19 protein-coding genes are annotated in these 21576 nt (G+C 66.5%); 1 reads left to right on the top strand and 18 read right to left on the bottom strand.

Annotated features, from left to right (window positions below; genetic code table 11):
• Positions 1-133: 133 nt before the first annotated feature.
• The 4 genes from KF730_RS04580 to KF730_RS04565 all read right to left on the bottom strand — a co-directional run bounded on the left by KF730_RS04580 (position 134) and on the right by KF730_RS04565 (position 5399).
• Positions 134-943 (bottom strand): transglutaminase family protein, encoded by an 810-nt coding sequence (locus KF730_RS04580; RefSeq protein WP_294092558.1) that lies wholly within the window; start codon positions 941-943, stop codon positions 134-136.
• Positions 943-1878, bottom strand: coding sequence for an alpha-E domain-containing protein (locus KF730_RS04575; RefSeq protein ID WP_294095706.1), 936 nt, complete (start codon positions 1876-1878; stop codon positions 943-945). Before KF730_RS04575 ends, KF730_RS04580 begins: the two co-directional genes overlap by 1 nt.
• Entirely contained in the window at positions 1878-3323 is a 1446-nt protein-coding gene (locus KF730_RS04570; protein ID WP_294092557.1) for a circularly permuted type 2 ATP-grasp protein, read from the bottom strand. Before KF730_RS04570 ends, KF730_RS04575 begins: the two co-directional genes overlap by 1 nt.
• Before the next feature lie 69 nt (positions 3324-3392).
• Positions 3393-5399, bottom strand: coding sequence for a protein-disulfide reductase DsbD domain-containing protein (locus KF730_RS04565; protein WP_294095704.1), 2007 nt, complete (start codon positions 5397-5399; stop codon positions 3393-3395).
• Positions 5400-5480: 81 nt separating this feature from the next.
• Between KF730_RS04565 and KF730_RS04560 the strand changes: the two genes are divergently transcribed.
• Positions 5481-7091, top strand: a complete 1611-nt coding sequence (locus tag KF730_RS04560; RefSeq protein ID WP_294092556.1) for an alkaline phosphatase family protein — start codon at positions 5481-5483, stop codon at positions 7089-7091.
• Positions 7092-7218: 127 nt separating this feature from the next.
• Here the strand turns inward: KF730_RS04560 and KF730_RS04555 are convergent, their stop codons facing one another.
• The 14 genes from KF730_RS04555 to KF730_RS04490 form a co-directional block, all read right to left on the bottom strand.
• On the bottom strand, positions 7219-8142 hold the full coding sequence (locus KF730_RS04555) for a right-handed parallel beta-helix repeat-containing protein (protein WP_294092555.1): 924 nt from the start codon (positions 8140-8142) through the stop codon (positions 7219-7221).
• A gap of 184 nt (positions 8143-8326) precedes the next feature.
• A complete protein-coding gene (gene mmsB / locus KF730_RS04550) occupies positions 8327-9202 on the bottom strand; it encodes a 3-hydroxyisobutyrate dehydrogenase (protein WP_294092554.1) in 876 nt (291 codons plus the stop codon).
• Positions 9203-9326: 124 nt separating this feature from the next.
• Positions 9327-10103, bottom strand: coding sequence for an enoyl-CoA hydratase (locus tag KF730_RS04545; protein WP_294092553.1), 777 nt, complete (start codon positions 10101-10103; stop codon positions 9327-9329).
• Complete coding sequence (locus KF730_RS04540) at positions 10096-10302, bottom strand: hypothetical protein (protein WP_294092552.1); 207 nt, start codon at positions 10300-10302, stop codon at positions 10096-10098. The genes KF730_RS04545 and KF730_RS04540 overlap by 8 nt, the downstream gene beginning before the upstream one ends.
• Positions 10299-11333 carry an enoyl-CoA hydratase/isomerase family protein gene (locus tag KF730_RS04535; RefSeq protein ID WP_294092551.1) on the bottom strand — a complete coding sequence of 345 codons (1035 nt, stop codon included), beginning with the start codon at positions 11331-11333 and terminating at the stop codon, positions 10299-10301. The genes KF730_RS04540 and KF730_RS04535 overlap by 4 nt, the downstream gene beginning before the upstream one ends.
• A complete protein-coding gene (locus tag KF730_RS04530) occupies positions 11333-12973 on the bottom strand; it encodes an alpha/beta fold hydrolase (RefSeq protein ID WP_294092550.1) in 1641 nt (546 codons plus the stop codon). The genes KF730_RS04535 and KF730_RS04530 overlap by 1 nt, the downstream gene beginning before the upstream one ends.
• Positions 12974-12981: 8 nt before the next feature.
• On the bottom strand, positions 12982-14127 hold the full coding sequence (locus tag KF730_RS04525; protein WP_294092549.1) for an acyl-CoA dehydrogenase family protein: 1146 nt from the start codon (positions 14125-14127) through the stop codon (positions 12982-12984).
• Complete coding sequence (locus KF730_RS04520) at positions 14124-14567, bottom strand: hypothetical protein (protein WP_294092548.1); 444 nt, start codon at positions 14565-14567, stop codon at positions 14124-14126. Before KF730_RS04520 ends, KF730_RS04525 begins: the two co-directional genes overlap by 4 nt.
• Entirely contained in the window at positions 14564-15535 is a 972-nt protein-coding gene (locus tag KF730_RS04515) for a polysaccharide deacetylase family protein (RefSeq protein ID WP_294092547.1), read from the bottom strand. Before KF730_RS04515 ends, KF730_RS04520 begins: the two co-directional genes overlap by 4 nt.
• A 5-nt stretch (positions 15536-15540) precedes the next feature.
• Entirely contained in the window at positions 15541-17037 is a 1497-nt protein-coding gene (locus KF730_RS04510; protein WP_294092546.1) for a CoA-acylating methylmalonate-semialdehyde dehydrogenase, read from the bottom strand.
• A 78-nt stretch (positions 17038-17115) separates the two neighbouring features.
• Positions 17116-17883 (bottom strand): ABC transporter ATP-binding protein, encoded by a 768-nt coding sequence (locus KF730_RS04505; RefSeq protein WP_294092545.1) that lies wholly within the window; start codon positions 17881-17883, stop codon positions 17116-17118.
• Positions 17874-18845, bottom strand: a complete 972-nt coding sequence (locus KF730_RS04500; protein WP_294092544.1) for an iron ABC transporter permease — start codon at positions 18843-18845, stop codon at positions 17874-17876. Before KF730_RS04500 ends, KF730_RS04505 begins: the two co-directional genes overlap by 10 nt.
• Positions 18842-19672 carry an ABC transporter substrate-binding protein gene (locus KF730_RS04495; RefSeq protein ID WP_294092543.1) on the bottom strand — a complete coding sequence of 277 codons (831 nt, stop codon included), beginning with the start codon at positions 19670-19672 and terminating at the stop codon, positions 18842-18844. Before KF730_RS04495 ends, KF730_RS04500 begins: the two co-directional genes overlap by 4 nt.
• On the bottom strand, positions 19669-21540 hold the full coding sequence (locus tag KF730_RS04490; protein ID WP_294092542.1) for a TonB-dependent receptor: 1872 nt from the start codon (positions 21538-21540) through the stop codon (positions 19669-19671). Before KF730_RS04490 ends, KF730_RS04495 begins: the two co-directional genes overlap by 4 nt.
• Between the last annotated feature and the right edge of the window lie 36 nt (positions 21541-21576).

The following is a 21576-nucleotide window of genomic DNA, read 5'->3' as shown; positions in this document are numbered from 1 at the left end:
GCGATATTTCGGGCGAGATTGGGGACGGCAGGCCGCGCATTTGCGCATGCGGCGTACCCTGATCCGCGACGACGATGAGAAAGAGCCGCGCGGGTTCTTTCAGATGAAATCCTACATTGGAAGAGAGATCGGGCTATTCCTCGCCGCCCAGGCGATCGACGTGGAGATCGACGTCCAGCTCTTCCCTGCCCTGCCCGATCCGCATGCCCGCGATCGAGGCCGCGCCGAGCGCATCCAGCCCGACCGCGACGCGGACATAGCTGGCATCGGGCGACAGGCCGGTGACGGGATCGAAGCCGATCCAGCCGATCCCCTCGATATGCGCCTCGGCCCAGGCATGCGGCGCGCTGTGGCTGGCCTCGCCGTCGCTGCGGTAGCCCGAAACATAGCGCGCCGGCACCTGCAGGCTGCGGGCCCCGGCGATGAACATCTGGGCGATATCGCGCGAGCTGGCGATCTTGGCGGCAAACGCCTCGGCGGCGGTGGCGCCGGTATCGGGGGCGTCGGGCGCGCGGGGGAAGCGGCGGTGCAACGCGGTGTTGAGCTGGTGCATCCGCTCAAGACGATCGGCACCTTTGGCCGCTTCGGCGGCAAAATCGGCCAGCGCCGCATCGGCGAGCGTGCGCGGCGTGGCCCGCTGATAGAATAGGGGTGGCAGCGGCTCGACCGCGTCGCGGATCACCCCGGTCGCTTCGCTGGTCAGCACTTCGCCGGTAACGGTGATATCGATCGCCGCGAGCGGGCCCTCGGCATAGAGCATGGTGATGGCGTTGCCATAGCCGTCGGTCGCATCGCGCAGCCGCGCGTCGCAATCGACGCCGATGTGCCAGCTGACCACGGTCTGGTCCTGCGTGTCGCAGGGCGTCAGCCGCAGCATCTGGACGAGCCGCGCCTGCGGCTCCGAGAAGCGGTAATGGGTGCGGTGGTCTATCGCGATGCGCATCAGGTGAACCGGAACTGGCGGGCGATGGCGGCGTCGAGCATCGCATTCTCGGCGATGAAGGCGCCGAGATATTCGTGGAGGCCGCTGACGATGATCTGGGTGGTCCGCGTCTTTTGCAGGCGCGACATGCGGGCGCGGGCCATGCGATCGGCCTCGCCCTGCAAGCCGGTGCGCTTGGCGAGGGCGCTCAGGAGCCCGACGGTCTCCTCGACACAGGCGGCGAGGCTGCGCGGCAGCTCGGCGCGGCTGAGCAGCAGATCGATGACGTTGCGCGGCTGGAGCCCGTCATTATAGACCCAGCGATAGGCGTTCACCGCCGAGACGGTCTGGAGGATCGTCGTCCATTGATCGCGATCAACGACACCGCCGACCGGCTCCCCCTTGGGCAGCAGCAGATGATATTTGACGTCGACCAGCCGCGCGGTGTTGTCGGCGCGCTCGACCGCAGAACCGAGCTGGATCAGCAAGGTCGGCTCGTTGCGCATCATCCGGTGGATCGCGCCTTCGAACCCGCGCGTCTCGCCCTTGACCTGCTCTACCAGGTTGAGCGTCGCGGTGGTGCCGCCGGTCGAGGCGCGGTTCTGGAACAGCAGCCAGGCGCGGTTGATCGCGGTCCACGCCTCGCGGGTCAGCGCGGTGCGGACGGCGCGGGCATTGTTGCGCGCCATATCGAGGCAGCGGACGATCGAGCCGGGATGGCTGGGGTCGAGGGTCAGGAAGCGGGCGACATGGGCCTGGGTCAGCGGATTGCCGGTAAGCGCGAAGGCTTCGTCGGTGTAGCTGACCGCGAGCGCGCTCTTCCACGCCGCTTCGCCCGCCGGGCGCGCGGAAAGCGCATCGAGGCGGACGGTGGCTTCGACCAGCCGGGCGATGAAGTCGGCGCGCTCGACATAGCGGCCGAGCCAATAGAGCGCCGACGCGGTGCGCGAGAGCATCAGCATGACGCGGCCCCGTCATCCATCAGCACGAAACTGTCCTTGGTGCCGCCGCCTTGGCTGGAATTCACCACCAGCGAGCCCTCCCGAAGGGCTACGCGGGTCAGGCCACCGGGGACCACCTTCACACCGTTGGAGCCGGTGAGGACGAAGGGGCGGAAATCGACGTGGCGGGGAGCGAGGCCGGCCTCCACCAGCGTCGGCACCGTCGACAGCGACAGCGTCGGTTGCGCGATATAGCGATGCGGCTCGGCCACCAGCGCGGCGCGGAACTGCTCGATCTCGTTGCGGCTGGCGGTGGGGCCGACGAGCATACCATAGCCGCCCGAGCCATCGACCAGCTTGACCACCAGCTCGGGGAGATGATCGAGAACGTATTTGAGCGCCTGCGGCTCGCGGCAGCGGAAGGTCTCGACGTTGGGCAGTCTGGCTTCGCCGCCCGAATAGAAGCGGACGATCTCGGGCATGTACGAATAGATCGCCTTGTCGTCGGCGATGCCGTTGCCGGGCGCGTTGAGGATCGCGACATTGCCGGCGCGATAGGCGGCGATCAGGCCGGGCACGCCGAGCAGGCTGTCGGGCCGGAAGGCGAGCGGATCGAGATAATCGTCGTCGATGCGGCGATAGATGACATCGACGCGGACGCGGCCGCCGATCGTGCGCATCCAGACGATATCGTCGTCGACGACGAGATCGGCCGGCTCGACCAGCTCGACGCCCATCGCATCGGCGAGGAAGCTGTGCTCGTAATAGGCCGAGTTGAAATGGCCCGGCGTGAGGACGACGCAGACCGGATCCGATTTGCTGCCCGGCGAGACCGATCGCATGGTTTCCAGCAGCATGTCAGGATAGCTGTCGACCGCGGCGACGCGGAAATCGCGAAATAGTTCGGGGCAGAGGCGCAGCATCGCCTCGCGGTTTTCGAGCATGTACGAAACGCCCGAGGGCGTGCGGGCATTGTCCTCCAGCACATAGAATTCGTCGGGCCCGGTGCGGACCAGATCGATCCCGCAGATATGCGCCCAGACGCCGTGCGGCGGGCGGACGCGGTTGACCTCCGGGCGGAACTGATCGTTGAGTAGCACCAGTTCGGGGGGGATGATCCCTTCCTTGAGGATGCGCGCCTCGCCGTAGACGTCTTCGAGGAAGGCGTTGATCGCCTCGACGCGCTGGACCAGTCCTTCGGACAGCCGCTGCCATTCGCTCTGGAGAAAGATGCGCGGGACGATATCGAAGGGGATGATGCGTTCGGCGGCGTCGCTGTCACCATAGACGGCGAAGGTGATGCCGAGCTGGCGGAAGGCGGTTTCGGCGGCTTGCTGGCGGCGCTGGAGTTCGGAGGCGGGCGTGTCCGCCACCCACTGCGACAGCGCGGCGAATTCGGGGCGTGGATGGTCAGGGCCGCCCAGGCCCCAGATTTCATCGAACGCTCCCTTTGCCCCCATGCGCCTCCAAAGTGCCGGAAATGCCGGCTGGTTCCATGCTGCAACGCTTTGTTGCGGCGCACAAGGGAATTAGCGGGTGCGCTCGGTGAATATGCTTGCGGCGAGCAGTTGCGGCAGAACCTCCGGTTCCGCCGCGCCGGGCTTGTACCAGAGATATAGCGGCACGCCGGCGCGGTTATGGCGCTCGATGAAGCGGCCGAGCTCGGGATTGCCATCGGTCCAGTCGCCGACGAGGACCGCGACCCTGGCTTGCTGAAGCGCGCTCTGGACGGTCGCGGTTTCGATCACCGCCTTCTCGTTGACCTTGCAGGTGAGGCACCAGTCGGCGGTGAAATAGGCGAAGACCGGACGGCCCTCGGCCCGGAGCTGAGCGAGGCGCGTCTCGCTGAAGGGTTCGCCATAGCCGCTCGCGGCGGCATTGACCTCGGCAGGCTGGCGCGCGGCCAGCCAGATTCCCGCGATGGCGATGAGCAGGACCATCGGCCAGGCGAGACCCGAGCCCAGCCCCCGCGCCTGCCGCCGGCCGAGCGCCCACAGGACCAGCGCGAGGCCCAGCGTGACGAGCAGCCCCATCGCCATGCCATCGACGCCGGTCTGCCGCCCCAGCACCCAGGCGAGGGCGAGAGCGGTGAGGAACATCGGGATCGAGAGGATGCGGCGGAGGTTTTCCATCCACGCGCCCGGCTTGGGCAGGTGGCGACGGAGCGCGGGAATGAATCCCAATGCGAGGAACGGCAGGGCGATGCCGAGGCCGAGGCCGGCGAACACCGCAAGCGCCGCCAGCCAGGGCAGAATCAACGCCGCGCCCAATGCCGCGCCCATGAACGGGCCGGTGCATGGCGTGGCGACGAAGGCGGCAAGCGCGCCGGTGGCGAAGGCGCCGCCGGTGCCCTTCGAAGCGGCGCGGTTGACGATGCCGGGCGCGGACAGCTCGAACAGCCCGGCGAGGTTGAGCGCGATGCCGGTGACGAGCAGCAGCAGGATGAGGATCACGCGGGGGTCCTGAAGCTGGAACGCCCAGCCCAGCGTCGCGCCCCCGGCCCGAAGCGCCAGCAAGGTGCCGCCGAGCGCAAGGCAGACCAGCACTACCCCGGCTGTGTATGCGAGCGCCTCGCTGCGCGGATGGCCGGCGCCGTCATTGGCCTTGGCGAGGCTCAGCGCCTTGAGGCTGAGGATCGGGAAGACGCAGGGCATGACGTTGAGCAGCAGCCCGCCCAGCACCGCGCCGAAGAACGCCGCCAGCGCTGCCGCCCAGGGGAAGGCGGTGTCGATCGGCGGCACCGCACCGGGCTTCGCCGATACGATGAACCCCTGTCCGCCGATCGCCAGCACGCCCTCCAGCGCTGTGGGCGCGCCCTTGGCCGCGGTGTCGATCACCAGCCGGTCGCCGTCGCGGGTCACGGTCTGGGGCGCGGCGTGGTCGAGCATATTCTGGGCGAGCGGGTAGAAATAGAAATCGCCGCCCGGTGCGCTGGCCGGATACGGGATCGCCAGCCGGACGCGGCCGCCTTCGAGCTGATAAGTGCCGGAGGAACCAAGCGGCTTGGGCAGCGCCTTGCGCCAGCCATCGAAGCGCGCGCGGCGATCGGCGGGAATCGCGCCATCGCCGACCGTCAGCAGGGTCGAGAGCTTGCGCTTCTCGGGCACGCAGATCGCGTCGGTGCAGACGAGATAGTCGAGCTCCACGGCAATGGGCAGCTCGCCCCTGGCATCGGCGGGCAGCTTGAGGGTCACCAGCTGGGCGAAGGGGCCTTCATAGACATAGTTCATCAGCCCCGCGATCGTCAGCCGCTGCGGCACCGGAAAGCGGATCGGGCCGGCGGTGACGCCCTTGGGCAAGGTCCATTTGGCGCTGGCCGGGAAGCCGGCATCGCCCGGATTCTCCCAATAAGCGTGCCAGCCCTTGTCCGGCACCGAGGCGAAAGCGAGCGTGACTTCGCCGCCCGGCGCGGGATGTGCGGTCTCGGTAACCAGCTCTATCTGGACATGCGGCCCCGGCCCCACCGGCTGCGCGGCCGCCGGCGGCGCGAGCAGCGCCGCCGCGATGGACACAAGCATGAAACACCAGGCCTTCATCACGCGTCCTTGCCGTGCCGCGGCGTTATCGACAATAGCGAGGCGGCCTTGTTTGACCATGCTGGAAGGTTTCCCGATCCCATGAAGCAATTGCTTGCCGTCGCCCTGGCCCTGACCGCGGCGCCCGCTTTGGCGCAGACGGCGCCGCCGCCCAAGCTGGTGGTGGTGGTATCGGTCGATCAATTCTCGGCCGATCTGTTCGCCGAATATCGCGGCCAGTTCCGCGAAGGCTTCGCCCGGCTCCTGTCCGGCGGGGTCTTCCCCTCGGGCTATCAGAGCCATGGCGCGACCGAGACCTGCCCGGGCCATTCGACGATCCTGACCGGCGCGCGGCCTGCACGGACGGGCATCATCGGCAACGACTGGATGGATTTCTCGGTCCCGCGCGAGGACAAGACGGTCAATTGCTCCGAAGACCCAACCGTCCCCGGCAGTACCTCCAAAAGCTACACCGTCTCACCGAAGAACCTGAAGGTTTCGACCTTGGGCGAATGGATGAAGCTCGCCGATCCGGCGAGCCGGGTCGTCTCGGTTGCGGGCAAGGACCGCGCCGCGCTGATGATGGGCGGGCACAAGACCGACGAACTCTGGTGGATCTCCGGCAAGACGTTCACCTCTTTTGCCGACCGGGCGATGCCGGAGATGGTGGCCAAGGCCAATCGCTCGATAGAGACGCGCCTTGCCACGGCACGGGAGCCGATGGAACTCCCGGCATTCTGCCAGGCACGTTCGCGCGCGATTTCGGTTGGCGGCGGCAAGACCGTTGGCACGTGGCGCTTCGATCGTGCCGCCGGCGATCTGACCGCATTCCGCCTGTCGCCGGAGTATGACGAGGCGGTCTTCGACCTGGCTACCGACTTCGCGACCGGGATGAAACTTGGCCAGGGAGCATCGACCGATCTGCTGATCGTGGGCGCATCCGTGACCGACTATATCGGCCATCAGCTCGGCACACGTGGCAGCGAGATGTGCCTGCAAATGATGGCGCTCGATCACAGCCTGGGCCAATTCTTCGCGGCGCTCGATAAAACCGGGGTCGATTATAGTGTGGTTCTGACCGCCGATCATGGCGGGCTCGACCTTCCAGAACGGACCAGCGAGGACGGCTCTGCCGGCGGCGAGCGCGTCGATCGGGCGCTGAACGCCGGCGTTATGGGCAAGGAAATCGCCGCCAAGCTGGGCCTGACGGCGCCGGTGCTCCATGGCGGCTCGTTCGGCGACATCTATGCCGATCCCAAGCTGACCCTCGCGCAGCGCAAGGCCGTGCTGGCCGAGGCGACTGCGCGCTACACTGCGCATCCGCAGATTCGAGCGGTCTATACAAAGGAGCAGGTTGCCGCGACGCCCAAGCCCAAGGGCCCGCCCGACACCTGGTCGCTTCTGGAAGAGTTGAGCCAGTCCTACTATTCCGCCACCTCGGGCGATCTGCTGGTGGTACTGCAGCCAAGAGTCACGCCCCTCGTCGATCCGGTAAAGGGCGCTGTCGCCACGCATACCAGCGGCTGGGCCTATAACCGCCGCGTGCCGATCCTGTTCTGGCGCAAGGGCATGACCGGGTTCGAGCAGCCGCTGAGCGTGGAAACCGTGGACATCGCGCCGACGCTCGCGGCGATGCTGCATATTCCGGTGCCGGTGGAGATCGACGGCAAATGCCTCGATCTCGATTCGGGGCCGGGCGATAGCTGCAAGTAATCTCCTTCTCCTCTTGGGAGAAGGAAGGGGCCCGCGCCGAAGGCGTGGGAAGGATGAGGATAGTCGTCCCGCCCTCACCCTTCCGCCGACTTCGTCAGCTCCCTCCCTCTCCCGATGGGAGAGGGAATCACCGCCGCTCGAACTCGCGCATGCCGGTCAGGCGGTTGCCCGATAGCTGGATCTGCGAGCGGCTGAGGTCCGCCACGAAGGCGGGGTTGCCGGGCGCGCCGGGGGCCATGCTGGCGACATTGTCGGTGATGGTCAGCCCGTTCGAACCATAGGTCCTGGCTTCGGCGGCGACCACAATGAGCCCCGAGCTGTTTTCCTTGTTCGGGCCCTGGACGAAGGTGTTGCGGGTGATCAGCCCCGCGCCGCCTTCGGACAGGTCGATCATATAATTGGTGCCCTTGCCCTGGCTGTCATCGAAGCTGTTGTCCTCGATCTCGACCTGGGGCGCGCGGATCTTGACGTAATGGCCGCCGGTGCCGCGCTCGAAGCGCGAGTTGCGGACAACGACCTTGCCCTGCAGCCCGAGATAGATCGAGTGGCTGCAATTCTCGGTCTCGCACTGGCCGAGGCCGGAGAAGGTGGTGCGATCGATGGTGATGTTGCGGACGGTCTCATGGCCGCCGCCGAGAATGCCTTCCTGGCTGTCGAGGAACATCGAATTGGTGACGAGCAGGTCGCCCATCTCGATGCGGATGCCGGCGCCGTTGCCGTCGCTCACCGCATAGCCGCGGAAGATGATGCCATCGACCGCCGAGCCACGCCCGCGCAGGACCAGCGCCGCCTTGTCCTCGCAGACTTGGTTCTCGAAGATGACAGTGCCGGGCTGGACCGCCTTGAAGGTGATCACCCCGCCCTGCTGGACGGTGCATTGGCGATAGGTGCCGGGGGCGATCAGGATCGTCGCGGTGTTGTCGCGGACGGCGGTCACCGCCTCGTCGAGCGTGGCGAAGCCCTGGCCGGTCTCAGCGATGGTGAAGGGGGCGCGGGCCTGCTGGGCGGCGGCGGGAGTCGCGAGGGCGAGGAGGAGGATTAGCGGACGCATGGCCACAGGATAGGCTGGGCGGGGTTAACGTACCGTCATCCCGCCCACTCCCTTGTCACCCCGGACTTGTTCCGGGGTCCAACGGGCGGCGGGCGACGGACTAGAGGCTCTAGCGGCACCGCTTGCTGAACCTTGGACCCCGGAACAAGTCCGGGGTGACTAAAGATAGGTTGGGGCGCGCGCGTTACTTCAACGTCTCGATGATCCCCGAGAAATCCTTGTCCGCGCCTTCGCCCGCGACATAGGCTTCGTAGAGCTCGGCGGCGCGCTTGCCCATCGGGGTTTCGGCGCCAGTGCTGGCCGCCGCTTCCATCGCCAGGCGCAGATCCTTGAGCATCAGCGGCGCGGCGAAACCACCGGTATAGCCGCGATCGGCAGGGGTTTCCGGACCGACGCCGGGGACCGGGCAATAGCTGGTCATCGACCAGCTTTGCCCGGAGCTTACCGAGGCGATGTCATAGAAATTCTGAAGATCGAGGCCGAGCTTTTCGGCAAGCGCGAACGCCTCGCAGGTGGCGATCATCGTCGCGCCGAGCAGCATGTTGTTGCAGACCTTGGCCGCCTGCCCCGCGCCGCTGGCACCGGCGTGGATCACCGCCTTGCCCATATCCGCCAGGAACGGCTCGGCGCGCTCGAAGCCCTGCGCGGAGCCGCCGACCATGAAGGTGAGCGTGCCGGCGTTGGCCGCGGCGATACCGCCCGAAACGGGGGCATCGACCGCCTGCAACCCGCGCGCGGTGGCGGCCTGGGCGACGCGGCGGGCGGTATCGACGTCAATCGTCGAGCAATCGATCAGGATCGCACCCGCCTCCGCTCCGTCGAAAACGGTATCGTTGTACACGCCTTCGACATGCTTGCCCGCAGGCAGCATGGTGATGATCGCCTCGGCGCCGGCCACGGCTTCGGCGGCGGTGGCGGCGGGCAGGCAGCCGGCGGCCCTGGCCCGGTCGAGCGCCTCCTGGCTGAGATCGAAGGCGCGGACGTCATGGCCGTTCTTCGCCAGGTTCGCGGCCATGCCGCCGCCCATATTGCCGAGGCCGATAAATGCTACGCGTGCCATTCTTCTTCCTTAATCCCCCTCCCATTTGCGGGAGGGGTTGGGGGAGGGCCTGTCTAGCCGCTCCCATCCTCTCGACATTCCCTCCCCCCGACCCCTCCCGCAAGCGGGAGGGGAGCAGAAGAAGTTACTTCCCCGTCCAGTTGCCCGGGCGCTTCTCGACGAACGCGGTCATGCCTTCCTTCTGGTCGGCGGTGCCGAACAAGGCGTGGAACAGGCGGCGTTCGAAGGCGACGCCCTGAGCGAGGCTGGTCTCGAAAGCGGCGTTGACCATTTCCTTGTTCGCCAGGATCGCCAAGGGCGCCATCGCCGCGATCAGCGCGGCGGTGTTGACCGCGTCCCCGACCAGATCGGCGGCGGGCAGGATGCGGCTGACCAGCCCGGCACGCTCGGCCTCGGCGGCGTCCATCATCCGGCCGGTGAGGCACATCTCCATCGCCTTGGCCTTGCCCACGGCGCGGGTGAGACGCTGCGAGCCGCCCATGCCGGGCGAGACCGCCAGCTTGATCTCGGGCTGGCCGAACTTGGCGGTGTCGGCGGCGAGGATGAAGTCACACATCATCGCCAGCTCGCAGCCGCCGCCGAGCGCATAGCCGGCGACCGCGGCGATGATCGGCTTGCGGGTGCGGGTGAAGGCATCCCAGCCGGCGAAGAAATCATGGCCGTACATGTCGGCGAAGCCCTGGGCCTGCATTTCCTTGATGTCCGCCCCTGCCGCGAACGCCTTTTCGCTGCCGGTGATGACGGCGCAGCCCTGGGTCGGGTCCTTGTCGAAGGCGCGCATCGCGTCCTGTAGTTCGGACAGGATCTGGCTGTTGAGGGCGTTGAGCGCTTGCGGGCGGTTGAGCGTGACGAGCGTGACGGCACCACGCTGCTCGACGAGGATGGTTTGGTAATCAGCCATGATAAGAGCCTTTTTGACGATAGCGTTCGAATAAGCCCGCAACCGTCGCAAGCAGTAGCGGATTCGCGATAATGACGGCCCAACCGACCCAATGTGTTGGCCATTCCCGGCTAAATAACATCACCAGCGCCAGGCCGGTCCAGATCATCGCATACGCTACCATCAGCAGCGCCAGCAGGAGTTTGCCGGCCCATTTCATAGCGGGCTCCACGCCTCATCGGCGGGCAGCGGCGCGAAAAACTGTTCGACATCCGCAGCCGGCGCCCAGGTCGGCGCATTGTCCTTGTCGATCAGCAGCGCGCGGACGCCTTCGCGGAAATCGGGGAAGCGGATCATGCGGACCATCAGGCCATATTCCATCCGCATCTCATCGACGAAATGCGGTTGTTTGGGGCTTTCGACCAGCATGCGCAGCGAAACCTTGCAGGCAGTGGGCGATTTGGCGCGGATGGTGGCGGCGGTCTGCGCGGCCCACTCGTCCTGTTCGGCATCGAGGCAGGCGAGGATCTGGTCGAGATCGTCGCTGGCGAAGCAATGGTCGATCAGCTGCAGTTTCGCCATGATCGGCGCGGGTGGGATTTCATGGTCCGTCGCTTCGTCGAGGATCGCCTCGACGCGGTAGGGATTGGCGGCGATCGCCTCCTTGACCGCCTCCAGCTTCTCGGACGGGATGTAGTGCGTAGCGAGGCGCAGCGCCTTGCATTCGGCGCCGTTGAGGCGTGCGCCGGTCAGCGCGAGATATTGGGCGAGACGGCCGCGCAGGCGCGAGAGATAGCGCCCGCCGCCGACATCGGGGAAGATGCCGATCGTCGTCTCGGGCATGGCGAAGACGGTGCGCTCGGTCGCGACGCGGTAGCGGCACGGGCAGGAAATGCCGACGCCGCCGCCCATGGTGATGCCGTCCATGAACGCCACGCCGGGCTTCGGGTACGTGTACATCAAATGGTTGAGGCGATACTCGTCGAAGAAGAAGGCGCGGGCGGCTTCCTCATGGCCCTCGACGCTGTTGGCGATGCCGACAACGTCGCCGCCGGCGCAGAAGCCGCGACCTTCCGCATGATCGATCAGGACGATGCGGACTTGCGGGTCGTCACGCCATTCGAGCAGCGCCGCGGTCATCGCCTGGACCATCGAGCGATCGAGCGAATGCAGCGCACGCGGGCGGTTCAGCCGCAGGCGGCCAGCCTGCCCATCGGCATACGCGCGGACTTCGTCGTAGGTCACGGTCATCAAAGCGCCTTAGCGTAACTACCGGGGGCGGGTTCAAGCCCGTCCTTGATCGTGCGGGCTGGAACGCGTTCGCCCGAGCCGTGCGATGCCTGCCATTGCTGCCAGTGCGGCCACCACGAGCCTTCGTGCTTCTCCGCGCCTTCGAGCCATTCGGCAGCGGTGGCGGGGGTGGCGTCGCTGGTCCAATAGCCATGCTTGTTGGCGGCGGGCGGATTGATCACGCCGGCATTGTGGCCGGAGCCGCCAAGGACGAAATCGGCGTTCAGCAGGCGGGCACCGTCATAGACCGCGGACCAGGCCGAGACGTGATCGTCCTTGAGGGCGATGACCATCATCGGGGTCTTGATCGCCGTGAGATCGATGGGCGCGCCATCGACGACGAAGCCGGCCGAGGTCAGCTTGTTCGCGAACAATATGTCGCGGTTGTACGACTTCAGAAACGCCGCCGGGATGCGCGCGCCGTCCTCGAACCAGTAGAGCAGGTCGCTGGGCGGCGCGGGCTTGTCGAGCAGGTAATGGTTGACCACCGACGACCAGATCAGATCGTTGGCGCGCATCGCCGCGAACAGGCGCTGGAGCTCGACCGAGTCGATGAAGCCTTGTGCTTCGAGATGGTCTTCAAGGGCCGAGAGGTGGCCCTCATGCACGAAGGCCGACCAGTCGCGCATGTCGGCGAAATCGACCATCGAGCCGATCAGCGTGGCGGAGTTGACCTCGCCGGCGCGACCCCTGGCAGCGAGGTACGCCAGCGTGATCGCGACCAAAGTGCCGCCAAGGCAGAAGGCGAACAGGTCGGGCTTGGCCTTGGTGCGCTTGGTCACCACGCCGATCGCTTCGACGATGCCTTCGAGGACATATTGCTCGACGCCCTTGTCGCGCTGCGCCTCGGTGGGGTTGACCCAGGAGATGACGAAGACGGTGCGGCCCTGATCGACCAGCCATTTGACCAGACTCGACTTCGGCTGGAGGTCGATCATATAGAAGCGGTTCACCAGCGGCGGCACGTAGAGCAGCGGCTCGGCGGCGACATCCGGGGTGGCGGGGTCGTACTGGATCAGCTGGAACAGCTCGTTCTGATAGACCACTTGGCCGGGGGTGGCGGCGATGGTCTCGCCCTTCACGAACGCATCAGGATCGGTGCGGCGGCGGACGATGCCCTGGCCGCTTGATACGTCTTCCAGGAGGTTCGCGAAGCCATTCAGGAGGTTCGCACCACCCGTTTCGGAGGTTCGCGCAACGACTTCGGGATTGGTCGCGGCGAAGTTGCTCGGGGCGACGGCGTTCAGATATTGATCGAGCAGGAAGCGGACCATCGCGCCGCCCTCCCCCTTCGCGACCAACGCGCGCAGCTGATCCGAGGCGAGCAGATAGGCGTCGCGGATGTTGCGGTAATAGGGATCGTCCTGCCATTCGGGCGCGGCGAAGCGGCGGTCACGGGGCTTCTTGGTCGCCGCGCCGGTGAAGGCGCGGGTCCAGAAATCGCTCCACTGCCTGGCGGCCTGTAGCTGGACTTCGAGCAGGTCGGCGGGCTTGAGCGAGGTCGCGAACTCGGTCGTCGCCTGGGCGATGGCGAGTGGGTCGAACGGCAGCGTTCCGCTCTTGGGCATCTTTTCCATCGCCGCTTTCAGGCGCTCGGTCATGTCGGAAATCACTGGCGAGTCAGCTCCCGCCCGACGATCATCCGCATCACCTGATTGGTGCCCTCCAGGATCGAATTGACGCGCAGATCGCGCCAGAAGCGCTCGATCGGATAGTCCTTGAGATAGCCATAGCCGCCATGGAGCTGAAGCGCGCGATCGGTGACCGAGCTGGCGGTGTCGGTGGCGAAGCGCTTGGCCATCGCCGCGAACTTGGTCTTGTCGGGTGCGTTGGCGGTAACCTTGGCGGCGGCGAGATAGAGCAAGGCGCGGGCGGCCTCGAGCTCGGTCGCCATATCGGCGAGGGTGAACTGGGTGTTCTGGAAATCGGCGATCGCCTTGCCGAACTGCTGGCGTTCCTTGGTGTATTGGATCGCTTCGTCGAGGCAGCGCTGGGCGCCGCCGAGCGACGTCGCGCCGATGTTGAGGCGGCCGCCGTCGAGGCCCATCATCGCGATGCGGAAACCCTCGCCCTCGCCGCCGACGACATTCTCGGCCGGCACGCGGACATTCTCGAAGGTGACGCCGGCGGTCGGGCTGGCGTTCCAGCCGAGCTTGCGCTCCTTGGCGCCGAAAGACACGCCGGGCATGTCCTTCTCGATCACCATGCAGGTAATGCCCTTGGGGCCATCCACGCCGGTGCGGACCATGGTGACGTAGATATCGTTGACGCCGGCGCCGGAGATGAACTGCTTGGAACCGTTGACCACCCAATGATCGCCGTCACGGACTGCCTTGGTCTTGAGTGCGGCGGCATCGGACCCCGACGACGGCTCGGTCAGGCAATAGCTCGCCATCTTCTCCATCGAGATCAGATCGGGGAGGTATTTGTCCTTGACCGCCTGGCTGCCGAACCGGTCGATCATCCAGGTCGCCATATTATGGATCGAGATGAAGGCGCTGGTCGGCACGCAGCCATAGGCCATCGCCTCCATGATCAGCGCGGATTCGAGCCGCCCGAGCCCGATCCCGCCCGATTCCTCGGACACGTAGATCGATGCGAAGCCCAATTCGGCCGACGACTTGATCGTGTCGCGCGGGAAAGTGCTCGTCTCGTCCCACTCCGCCGCATGGGGCGTGATGGCATCGGCGGTGAAGGCGCGCGCCATCTCCTGGATCTGGATCTGCTCGTCGGTGAGTTCGAACTGGGTGGTCATTGCATTGGGTGCCTTTTGCACTTGGCCTTGCCCTCGGCGCCGAAATCGACGCGCTTGAAGAATTCCTGGGCGCTTCTGGCGTCTTTGAACGGCGTTCCGAAGAAATGGTTCTCAAGCCCCCGCCCCTTCTCCGCCAGATAGCCTTCCGATTGACCATCGACGATCATCGCGGACACCGTGACGCCATCCCGACGAAAAAGAAGTTTGCGCTCGCCGTCACGCACCTGAGAAAAACCACCGCTGTAAATGCCCCATTCGGTGCCTTTCTCCCGGTAGCGGTATACTGCAAAATCGGGGCCTTCCTCGACGATCAGATCGGGAGAACTGTCAGCACTGATCCAACCAAGGCCGATACAGAAGCCCCCCTCGGCGATCTTGATGGGCGTCTCCGCATTTTGCAGCATCAGCGTCAAAGCCAAGGCCAACACACCCAGACTCATTGCCCGGCCCCCTCATGCAAAACCCGCTCGCGGAAGAGCGGGTTGGCGATTTCCATCTCGTTGCGGTCGTACCAGCGCTTGCCGGTGATGCCTTTTTCCCACGCCAGCGCCTCGATGCGGGTGCCATTCGAGGAGGGGACATTAGGTTCGGCCCGCGCGATCGGATCGGAATAGGCGCCGTCGGCGGAGATGATCTCCCAGCCATCGGCACGCAACGCGTCGATCAGGTCGCCGAGGAAGAGAGCCGCCATGTCGGTTTCGTGGAGCAACAGCACGTGCGCGGGCGAACGGCCCAATGCGCGCACCGCCAGCGCATCGGTGAAGTCCGCCGACTGGACGTGGGTTTCCACGTACAGATCACGCAGCGCCGCCATGTCGATCTTCTTGCCGGCCTTCAGCGCCTCGATCGCCAATTGCTCCATGTTCCAGTCGGACCCGTCGACCGTGACATAGCCATTCATCAGCCCGCGCGCCTTGAGCCCGGCGCGGATCGCATCGCGCTTGGCCAAGTCCTTGCCGCCCTCGTCGAGATACGGAAAGCGGAACCAGGGACGGTGCCCGGGCTGCTTCGACAGCCACGCCTCGGCGGCGTCGATGTTGGCGAGATAGGCTTCCGCGCTGGTGCCCGAGAGGTGCGGATGGGTGTTGCTGTGATTGGCGATGACATGCCCCGCCGCGACATAATCCCTGATCCGCTGCCCGGCGCCCCTGGTGTCGCCGAACTCGGTCATCTGGCCGGGATTGAGGAAGAAGGCGACCTGATCGACGCCCTTGTCCTTCAGCGTGGCGATCAGCCGCTCGCCGCGCTCCGTGGGCGTCATGAACGCGCCGCGGAAGCGCGGCACATCGTCGAAGGTCAGCGCGATCAGCTTGCGGCGCTCCTGCGGTACTGACGCATCGACGGTCGCGACCGGCTCGGCGCGGACCACGAACATCAAGGCGACGATGAAAAGGAGCAGCCGGATCACGAGCGTCAGCCCATCGTCGGGATCACAAAGGCCGAATCGCCACTCGCGCCGCCATCGGGCCAGCGTTGGGTGATCGTCTTGGTCTTGGTCCAGAAGCGGACGCCTTCCATGCCGTGCTGGTTGGTGTCGCCGAAGGCCGAGCGCTTCCAGCCGCCGAAGCTGTGATAGGCGACCGGTACCGGGATCGGCACGTTGATGCCGACCATGCCGACATTGACGCGTGCGGCGAATTCGCGCGCGGCGTGGCCGTTGCGCGTGAAGATCGCGACGCCGTTGCCGTACTGATGCTCGCTGGGGAGGCGCAGCGCGGTCTCGAAATCCGGCGCGCGGACGATCTGGAGGACCGGGCCGAAAATCTCTTCCTTGTAGCTTTCCATGTCGGTGGTGACGCGATCGAACAGGCTCGGTCCGATGAAGAAGCCTTCCTCATGGCCTTGCAACTTGAAGCCGCGGCCGTCGACGACGAGTTCGGCACCCTCATCGACGCCGGTCTGGATCCAGTTTTCGACGCGTTGCTTGTGCGCCGCGTTGACCACCGGACCGTAATGCGCCTCGGCATCGGTGCTGACGCCGACACGGAGCGCTTCGATCGCCGGAATCAGGCGTTCGCGGAGCGCATCGGCGGTCTTGTCGCCGACGGGGACGACCACCGGCAGCGCCATGCAGCGCTCACCGGCCGAGCCGAAGGCGGCGCCCGAAAGATCGGCGACGACCTGATCGAGATCGGCATCGGGCATGACGATGCCGTGATTCTTGGCGCCGCCCATCGCCTGGACGCGCTTTCCGGCATCGACGCCGCGGCGATAGACGTAATGCGCGATGTCCGAAGAACCGACGAAGCTGACCGCGCTGATCGCCGGGTGATCGAGGATCGCATCGACCATTTCCTTGTCGCCATGGACGACCTGGAAGATGCCTTCCGGCAGACCGGCTTCGAGGAACAGTTCGGCGAGACGCACCGGCACCGAGGGATCGCGCTCGCTGGGCTTGAGGATGAAGGCGTTGCCGCAGGTGATGGCGACGGCGCTCATCCACAGCGGGATCATCGCCGGGAAGTTGAACGGGGTGATGCCGGCGCCGATGCCGAGCGGCTGGCGCATCGAATAGACATCGATACCGGGACCGGCGCCCTGGGTGTATTCGCCCTTGAGCAGATGCGGGATGCCGCAGGCGAATTCGACGACGTCGAGACCGCGCTGCACGTCGCCCCTCGCATCGGCGACGACCTTGCCATGCTCGGACGCCAGCAGATGCGCCAGCTCGTCCATATTGGCTTCGACCAAAGCCTTGAAATTGAACATCACACGGGCGCGGCGCTGGGGGTTGGTCGCGGCCCAAGCGGGCTGGGCTGCCTGCGCGGCGGCGACGGCGCGATCGAGATCGGCCTGGGTGCCGAGATTCACCTTCGCCTGGATCTGTCCGGTATTGGGATTGAAGACGTCGCCGGTGCGGGCCGCGGAACCGGCGGACGCGCCAGAGATGACATGGTCGATGATACGCAAAATGCTCTCCTCTCGCGGCGCCGGCATGGCCGACTCGCGTTTGTAATTAAATTACTTTGGCACAGCGAAACCGCTCTGTCAGCGGTTCCTGCCGATCGGCACGGGAAGGAGGCGTCCCGCTTCGTCGCGAACCTGCATCACCTCGACGCCGAAGGCGGCGCGGAGATGCTCGGGGGAAAGGGCTTCGGCGGCGGGGGCGAAGACGACGACCCTGCCTTCGCGGAGCAGCAGGACATCGTCGGCGGCGCGGGCGGCCTGGATCAGGTCGTGGAGGACGATGACCACGCCCATCCCCTCGCCCGCCAGCGCGCGGAGGCGATCGAGCAGGCCGAGCTGGTGCTGGGGATCGAGACTGGCGAGCGGTTCATCGGCGAGGAGCCATGAAGGCTGGCCGGCGAGGACGCGGGCGAGCAGGACACGGGCGCGTTCGCCCCCGGATAGCTCGGCGACGAGGCGGTGGGCGAGTTCGGCGGTCTCGGTGGCGGCAAGGGCCCGGGCGATGGCCTCTTCGTCGGCTGGCGAGAGTCCGGCAAAGGGCGCGCGGTGCGGCAGGCGCCCGAGCGCGACAAGGCTTTCGACGGTGACGTCCCAATGCACCGCGCCGTCCTGCGGGAGATAGCCGATGGCGCGGGCGCGCTCGCGGGGATCGAGGGCGTCGATGCGCCGGTCGCCGAGGCGGAGATCGCCCGGAAGCAGGCCCGCCAGCACCTTGACCAGAGTGGTCTTGCCCGAACCGTTGGCGCCGAGGATCGCGGTGACGCGGCCGGGGCGCAGCACGGCGCTGACATCGTGGAGAACCTGGCGCTTGCCGAGGCTGAGCGAAAGGCGGTCGATGGTCAGATCCATGCCGACCTCCGCATCCTGAGCAGCAGCGCGAAGAAGAAGGGCGTGCCGATCAGTGCCATCGCGACGCCGAGGCGGATCTCGGTCGCGCCGGGTCCGAGGCGGACGAGGCTGTCGGCCGCAAGCACCAGTACCGCGCCGCCCAGCGCCGAAGGCAGCAGCAGCGCCGAAGGCCGCGCGCCGGTCAACGGACGCAGCAGATGCGGCACGATCAGGCCGACAAACCCGACCACCCCGGTGACCGCGACGCTGGCGCCGACCGCCAGCCCCGCCCCGAGGACGATCAGCATCTGGGTGCGCCGAAGGCTGAGGCCGAGCGAGCGGGCGGCATCCTCGCCGAGCGTCAGCGCGTCGAGGGCGCGGCCGGTGAACAGCAGCGCCGCGCAGCCAAGGGCGATGAACGGCATCGCGAACTGGACCTCGCTGAAGCTGCGATCGGTGAGCGAGCCCATGATCCAGTCGATGATCTCGGCGGTGGCATAGGGGTTTGGCGCGATCGAGATCAGGAAGGCGGTGAGCGCGCCCGCCAGGCTGGCGAGGACGGTGCCGACGAGGATGAAGGCGACCGCGCTTTGCGACCGCCAGGCGAGTCCGGCGAGCAAAGCCATCCCGCCGGCGGCGGCGAGCATGGCGCTGCCGAAGATGATCAGCGGCGCGCTGGCGGAGAGCAGGACGATCGATGCGACCGCGCCCAGGGCGGCGCAGGAGGAAACGCCGACCACGCTAGGGTCGGCGAGCGGGTTGCGCAGGAAGCCCTGCAACACCGCGCCAGTGAGGCCGAGCGCGGCGCCGATGCCGGCCCCGAGGATGGCGCGCGGCAGGCGGAGCTCGGCGACGATCCACCAGCGCGGATCATGGGTGAACCAGGCGGAAAACGGCACCCACGCCTTGCCCGCCATCAGCGAGGCGAGAAACAGGATCGCGACCAGCGCCGCGAGCGCGAGGTTGAGCGACAGGCGCTTCACCGCCCTACGCTCCGCCGCACTTCGGCAAGCCGCGTCATCGCCTTGGCGATCACCGGGCCACCGCAATTGACGAGATCGCGCGGGAAACGCGCCTCGGTCACCTTGCCGCCGAGATGCGCCAGGGCGCGGCTGCGCAACTGGGCGGCGCGCGAGGAGGCCATGCGGCCGGGCGCGTCGGGGACCAGCATCACGCGAGGCGGATCGACGATGATCCGCTCCATCGGCAGATTGCCGGTGAATTGCAGGCCGTAATGCGCGGCATGATCCGAGAAGCCGGCGCGGGTCATCATCTCGTCGAGCAGATTGCCGCCGCCCGAGACGAGATTGCCGCCGATCCAGATCAGCGCCGGGATCTGCGTACCGTTCCAGTTGGCGGCGGTGACGGCGCGGTCGATACGCTCGTTCATCGCCCTACCCTGCCCCTCGGCACCGACCGCGGCGGCAAGCTCTGTCACCTGCGCCTTGCTGGCTTCGATGGTGACCGGGGAATCGAGGTAGAGCGTCTTCAGCCCGGCCCGGCGATAGGCTTCGCGGGTGGCGGGCGAAGTGAAGCTGCTGGCGATCACCAGATCGGGCCGCATCGCCACGACCTCCTCGGCGGTGCCGGTGGTGGTGCGGAAGCGGCGGGCGATATCGAGCGGGATCGAAGTCGCCGCCGGGTCCTGCGAGTAATGGCTGATCGCGGCGATGCGGCCAGCCGGGACCAGTTCGACCAGCATCGCGTCCGCGCAGGGATTGGTGGAGACGATCCCGCCGCCGCCCAGCGCGTTTGCCGGGGCACAGCCCGCCAGCGCGAGCATCAGCAGCGGCGGGATCGTCAGCCTCACTTGCCGAGCTTCACCCGCACGCCGGCATAGGCGGCGCGGCCATAGGTGCCGAAGCCATAGGCGGTGCTGTATTGCTCATCGAAGAGGTTATCGACGCGGCCATAGACCTCCAGATGCTCGCCGATCGGCAGCGACGCCCGCAAGCCGGCCAGCACATAGCCCTGAAGCCGCCGGGCGTTCGCCGGATCGTCGAAGCTGGCGCCGACATGAGTCAAGGTCGCGCCGGTCTTGAGTCCGAACGACCAGTCGTAATCGACCGAGACGCTGACCGCATCCTCGGCGCGGCGGGCGAGGCGCTTGCCGAAGTTGAGCGAGCCGGGCGAACGATCCTTCGCATCGATGTACGAATAGGCGGCGGTGAAGCTCAGCGCGTCGATCGGGCGCAGCGCCAGCGACACTTCGGCGCCCTTGGCCCGGGTGCGATCGATATTGCCGTAGGTGAAGGTGGTGGTGTCGTAGTTGATCTGGTTGCGGGTATCACGGGTGAACAGCGTGACCGCGGCGGTGACATGGCGCCCGAAATTCTGGTCGAGGCCGACATCATAGCTTTGCGAACGCTCGGGGCGCAGCGCGGCATTGCCGCTGAAGCTGTCATAGAGCTGATAGAGCGACGGCGCCTTGAAACCCTCGCCATAGCTGAAGCGGATGTTGGTCTCGCCCTGGTTGGGCGAATAATTGGCGTTGGCGCCGAACGTGGTCGCACCGCCGAACTGGCTGTGCTGGTCATGGCGCACGCCGCCGGTGACCGACAGGCCGGTGACCGGCTGGACCACGGCAAGGCCGTAGAAGCTGTCGAGCCGCGCCTTGGCCGCGCTGGTCGAGCCAAAGCCGAAGAAGGTGTATTCGGGGCGCTCATGCTCATAGCCGAAGATCAGCTTCGCCTGCTCGACCGGCTGCAGCACGCCCTGATATTCGAAGCGCAGCGTCTTGCCCGAATAGCCATAATCCGGCGCGTTGCTGGGCGCGAAATAATAGTCGCGGTCGTGCTTGAAATAGGTAACGCCCAGCCGGTTGCTGAGCACGCCGCCGAACAACGCCGCGTTGAGGCCGGCATAGCCGACATATTGCTGCGACTTGCTGACGTCGGGCGTGTCGGCGGGCGGACCGAAAAAGGCATCGAGATCGAGATCGGCATCGATGTAATAGCCGCGCAGATCGAGGCTGACCGCGTCGGTGAAGGCGACCTTGAGCTTCGCATTGGCGGTGAGGTTGCGATAGCCGTCCTTCTCGGTCGCGCCGAACGAACGCGCCGCCGACGAGATACCGTCGGTGTCGAAATAGGCGATGCCCGCCGAGCCCGAGACCATGCCGCTGCCGGCGGCGATGTTCGCCTTGCCGTTGAGCGTGTTGCTGTAGCCGTAATCGGCCGAGGCGTTCGCCGCGAACCCGTCGGTGGGGTTGACGGTGGTCACGCTGACGACGCCGCCGATCGCCTGGCTGCCATAGGCCACCGAGTTCGACCCGCGCAGCACTTCGATCCGGTTGATATTGCCGATCAGCAGGTTGCCGAAATCGAAGCCGTCGCCGATCGCGCTGGGATCGTTGACCTTGACGCCATCGACCAGAACCAGGGTCTGGTTGGTCTCGGCGCCGCGCAGCGAGATGCCGGTGACCGAGCCGGTGGTGCCGGTGCGGTTGAAGCGCACGCCGGGCGTGGTCGCGAGCAGATCAGCAACGCTGACGTCCTGGCGGGTGCGGATCGTCTCGGCATCGAGCACGGTGACAGCCTGACCGACCTGATCGATCGGCTGGGCGATACCGGTGGCGGTGACGACGATCGTGTCGTCATCGTCAGGGCCGGTCTGTGCGAAGGCGGGGAATGCCGGCAGCAGCGCCGCCGAGGCGCAGAGGAGGAATTTGAACTTCATAACAAGACACCCATTGCTTGGGCCGTTTGCCTGAAG

Origin of the sequence: Sphingomonas sp. (genome assembly GCF_019635515.1) — a bacterium.
In the GTDB taxonomy this organism is placed as follows: domain Bacteria; phylum Pseudomonadota; class Alphaproteobacteria; order Sphingomonadales; family Sphingomonadaceae; genus Sphingomonas.
The sequence above is the reverse complement of the archived record's forward strand: the minus strand, read 5'-3'. Positions and strand labels throughout refer to the sequence as shown.

What these genes read in the sequence shown, in the direction of transcription:
- KF730_RS04490 (WP_294092542.1), bottom strand. Translation starts at nt 21,540, where the DNA reads ATGAAGTTCAAATTCCTCCTCTGCGCCTCGGCGGCGCTGCTGCCGGCA.
- KF730_RS04520 (WP_294092548.1), bottom strand. Translation starts at nt 14,567, where the DNA reads ATGAGTCTGGGTGTGTTGGCCTTGGCTTTGACGCTGATGCTGCAAAAT.
- KF730_RS04555 (WP_294092555.1), bottom strand. Translation starts at nt 8,142, where the DNA reads ATGCGTCCGCTAATCCTCCTCCTCGCCCTCGCGACTCCCGCCGCCGCC.
- KF730_RS04525 (WP_294092549.1), bottom strand. Translation starts at nt 14,127, where the DNA reads ATGACCACCCAGTTCGAACTCACCGACGAGCAGATCCAGATCCAGGAG.
- KF730_RS04580 (WP_294092558.1), bottom strand. Translation starts at nt 943, where the DNA reads ATGCGCATCGCGATAGACCACCGCACCCATTACCGCTTCTCGGAGCCG.
- KF730_RS04545 (WP_294092553.1), bottom strand. Translation starts at nt 10,103, where the DNA reads ATGGCTGATTACCAAACCATCCTCGTCGAGCAGCGTGGTGCCGTCACG.
- mmsB (WP_294092554.1), bottom strand. Translation starts at nt 9,202, where the DNA reads ATGGCACGCGTAGCATTTATCGGCCTCGGCAATATGGGCGGCGGCATG.
- KF730_RS04540 (WP_294092552.1), bottom strand. Translation starts at nt 10,302, where the DNA reads ATGAAATGGGCCGGCAAACTCCTGCTGGCGCTGCTGATGGTAGCGTAT.
- KF730_RS04570 (WP_294092557.1), bottom strand. Translation starts at nt 3,323, where the DNA reads ATGGGGGCAAAGGGAGCGTTCGATGAAATCTGGGGCCTGGGCGGCCCT.
- KF730_RS04505 (WP_294092545.1), bottom strand. Translation starts at nt 17,883, where the DNA reads ATGGATCTGACCATCGACCGCCTTTCGCTCAGCCTCGGCAAGCGCCAG.
- KF730_RS04565 (WP_294095704.1), bottom strand. Translation starts at nt 5,399, where the DNA reads ATGAAGGCCTGGTGTTTCATGCTTGTGTCCATCGCGGCGGCGCTGCTC.
- KF730_RS04530 (WP_294092550.1), bottom strand. Translation starts at nt 12,973, where the DNA reads ATGACCGAGCGCCTGAAAGCGGCGATGGAAAAGATGCCCAAGAGCGGA.
- KF730_RS04575 (WP_294095706.1), bottom strand. Translation starts at nt 1,878, where the DNA reads ATGCTCTCGCGCACCGCGTCGGCGCTCTATTGGCTCGGCCGCTATGTC.
- KF730_RS04560 (WP_294092556.1), top strand. Translation starts at nt 5,481, where the DNA reads ATGAAGCAATTGCTTGCCGTCGCCCTGGCCCTGACCGCGGCGCCCGCT.
- KF730_RS04535 (WP_294092551.1), bottom strand. Translation starts at nt 11,333, where the DNA reads ATGACCGTGACCTACGACGAAGTCCGCGCGTATGCCGATGGGCAGGCT.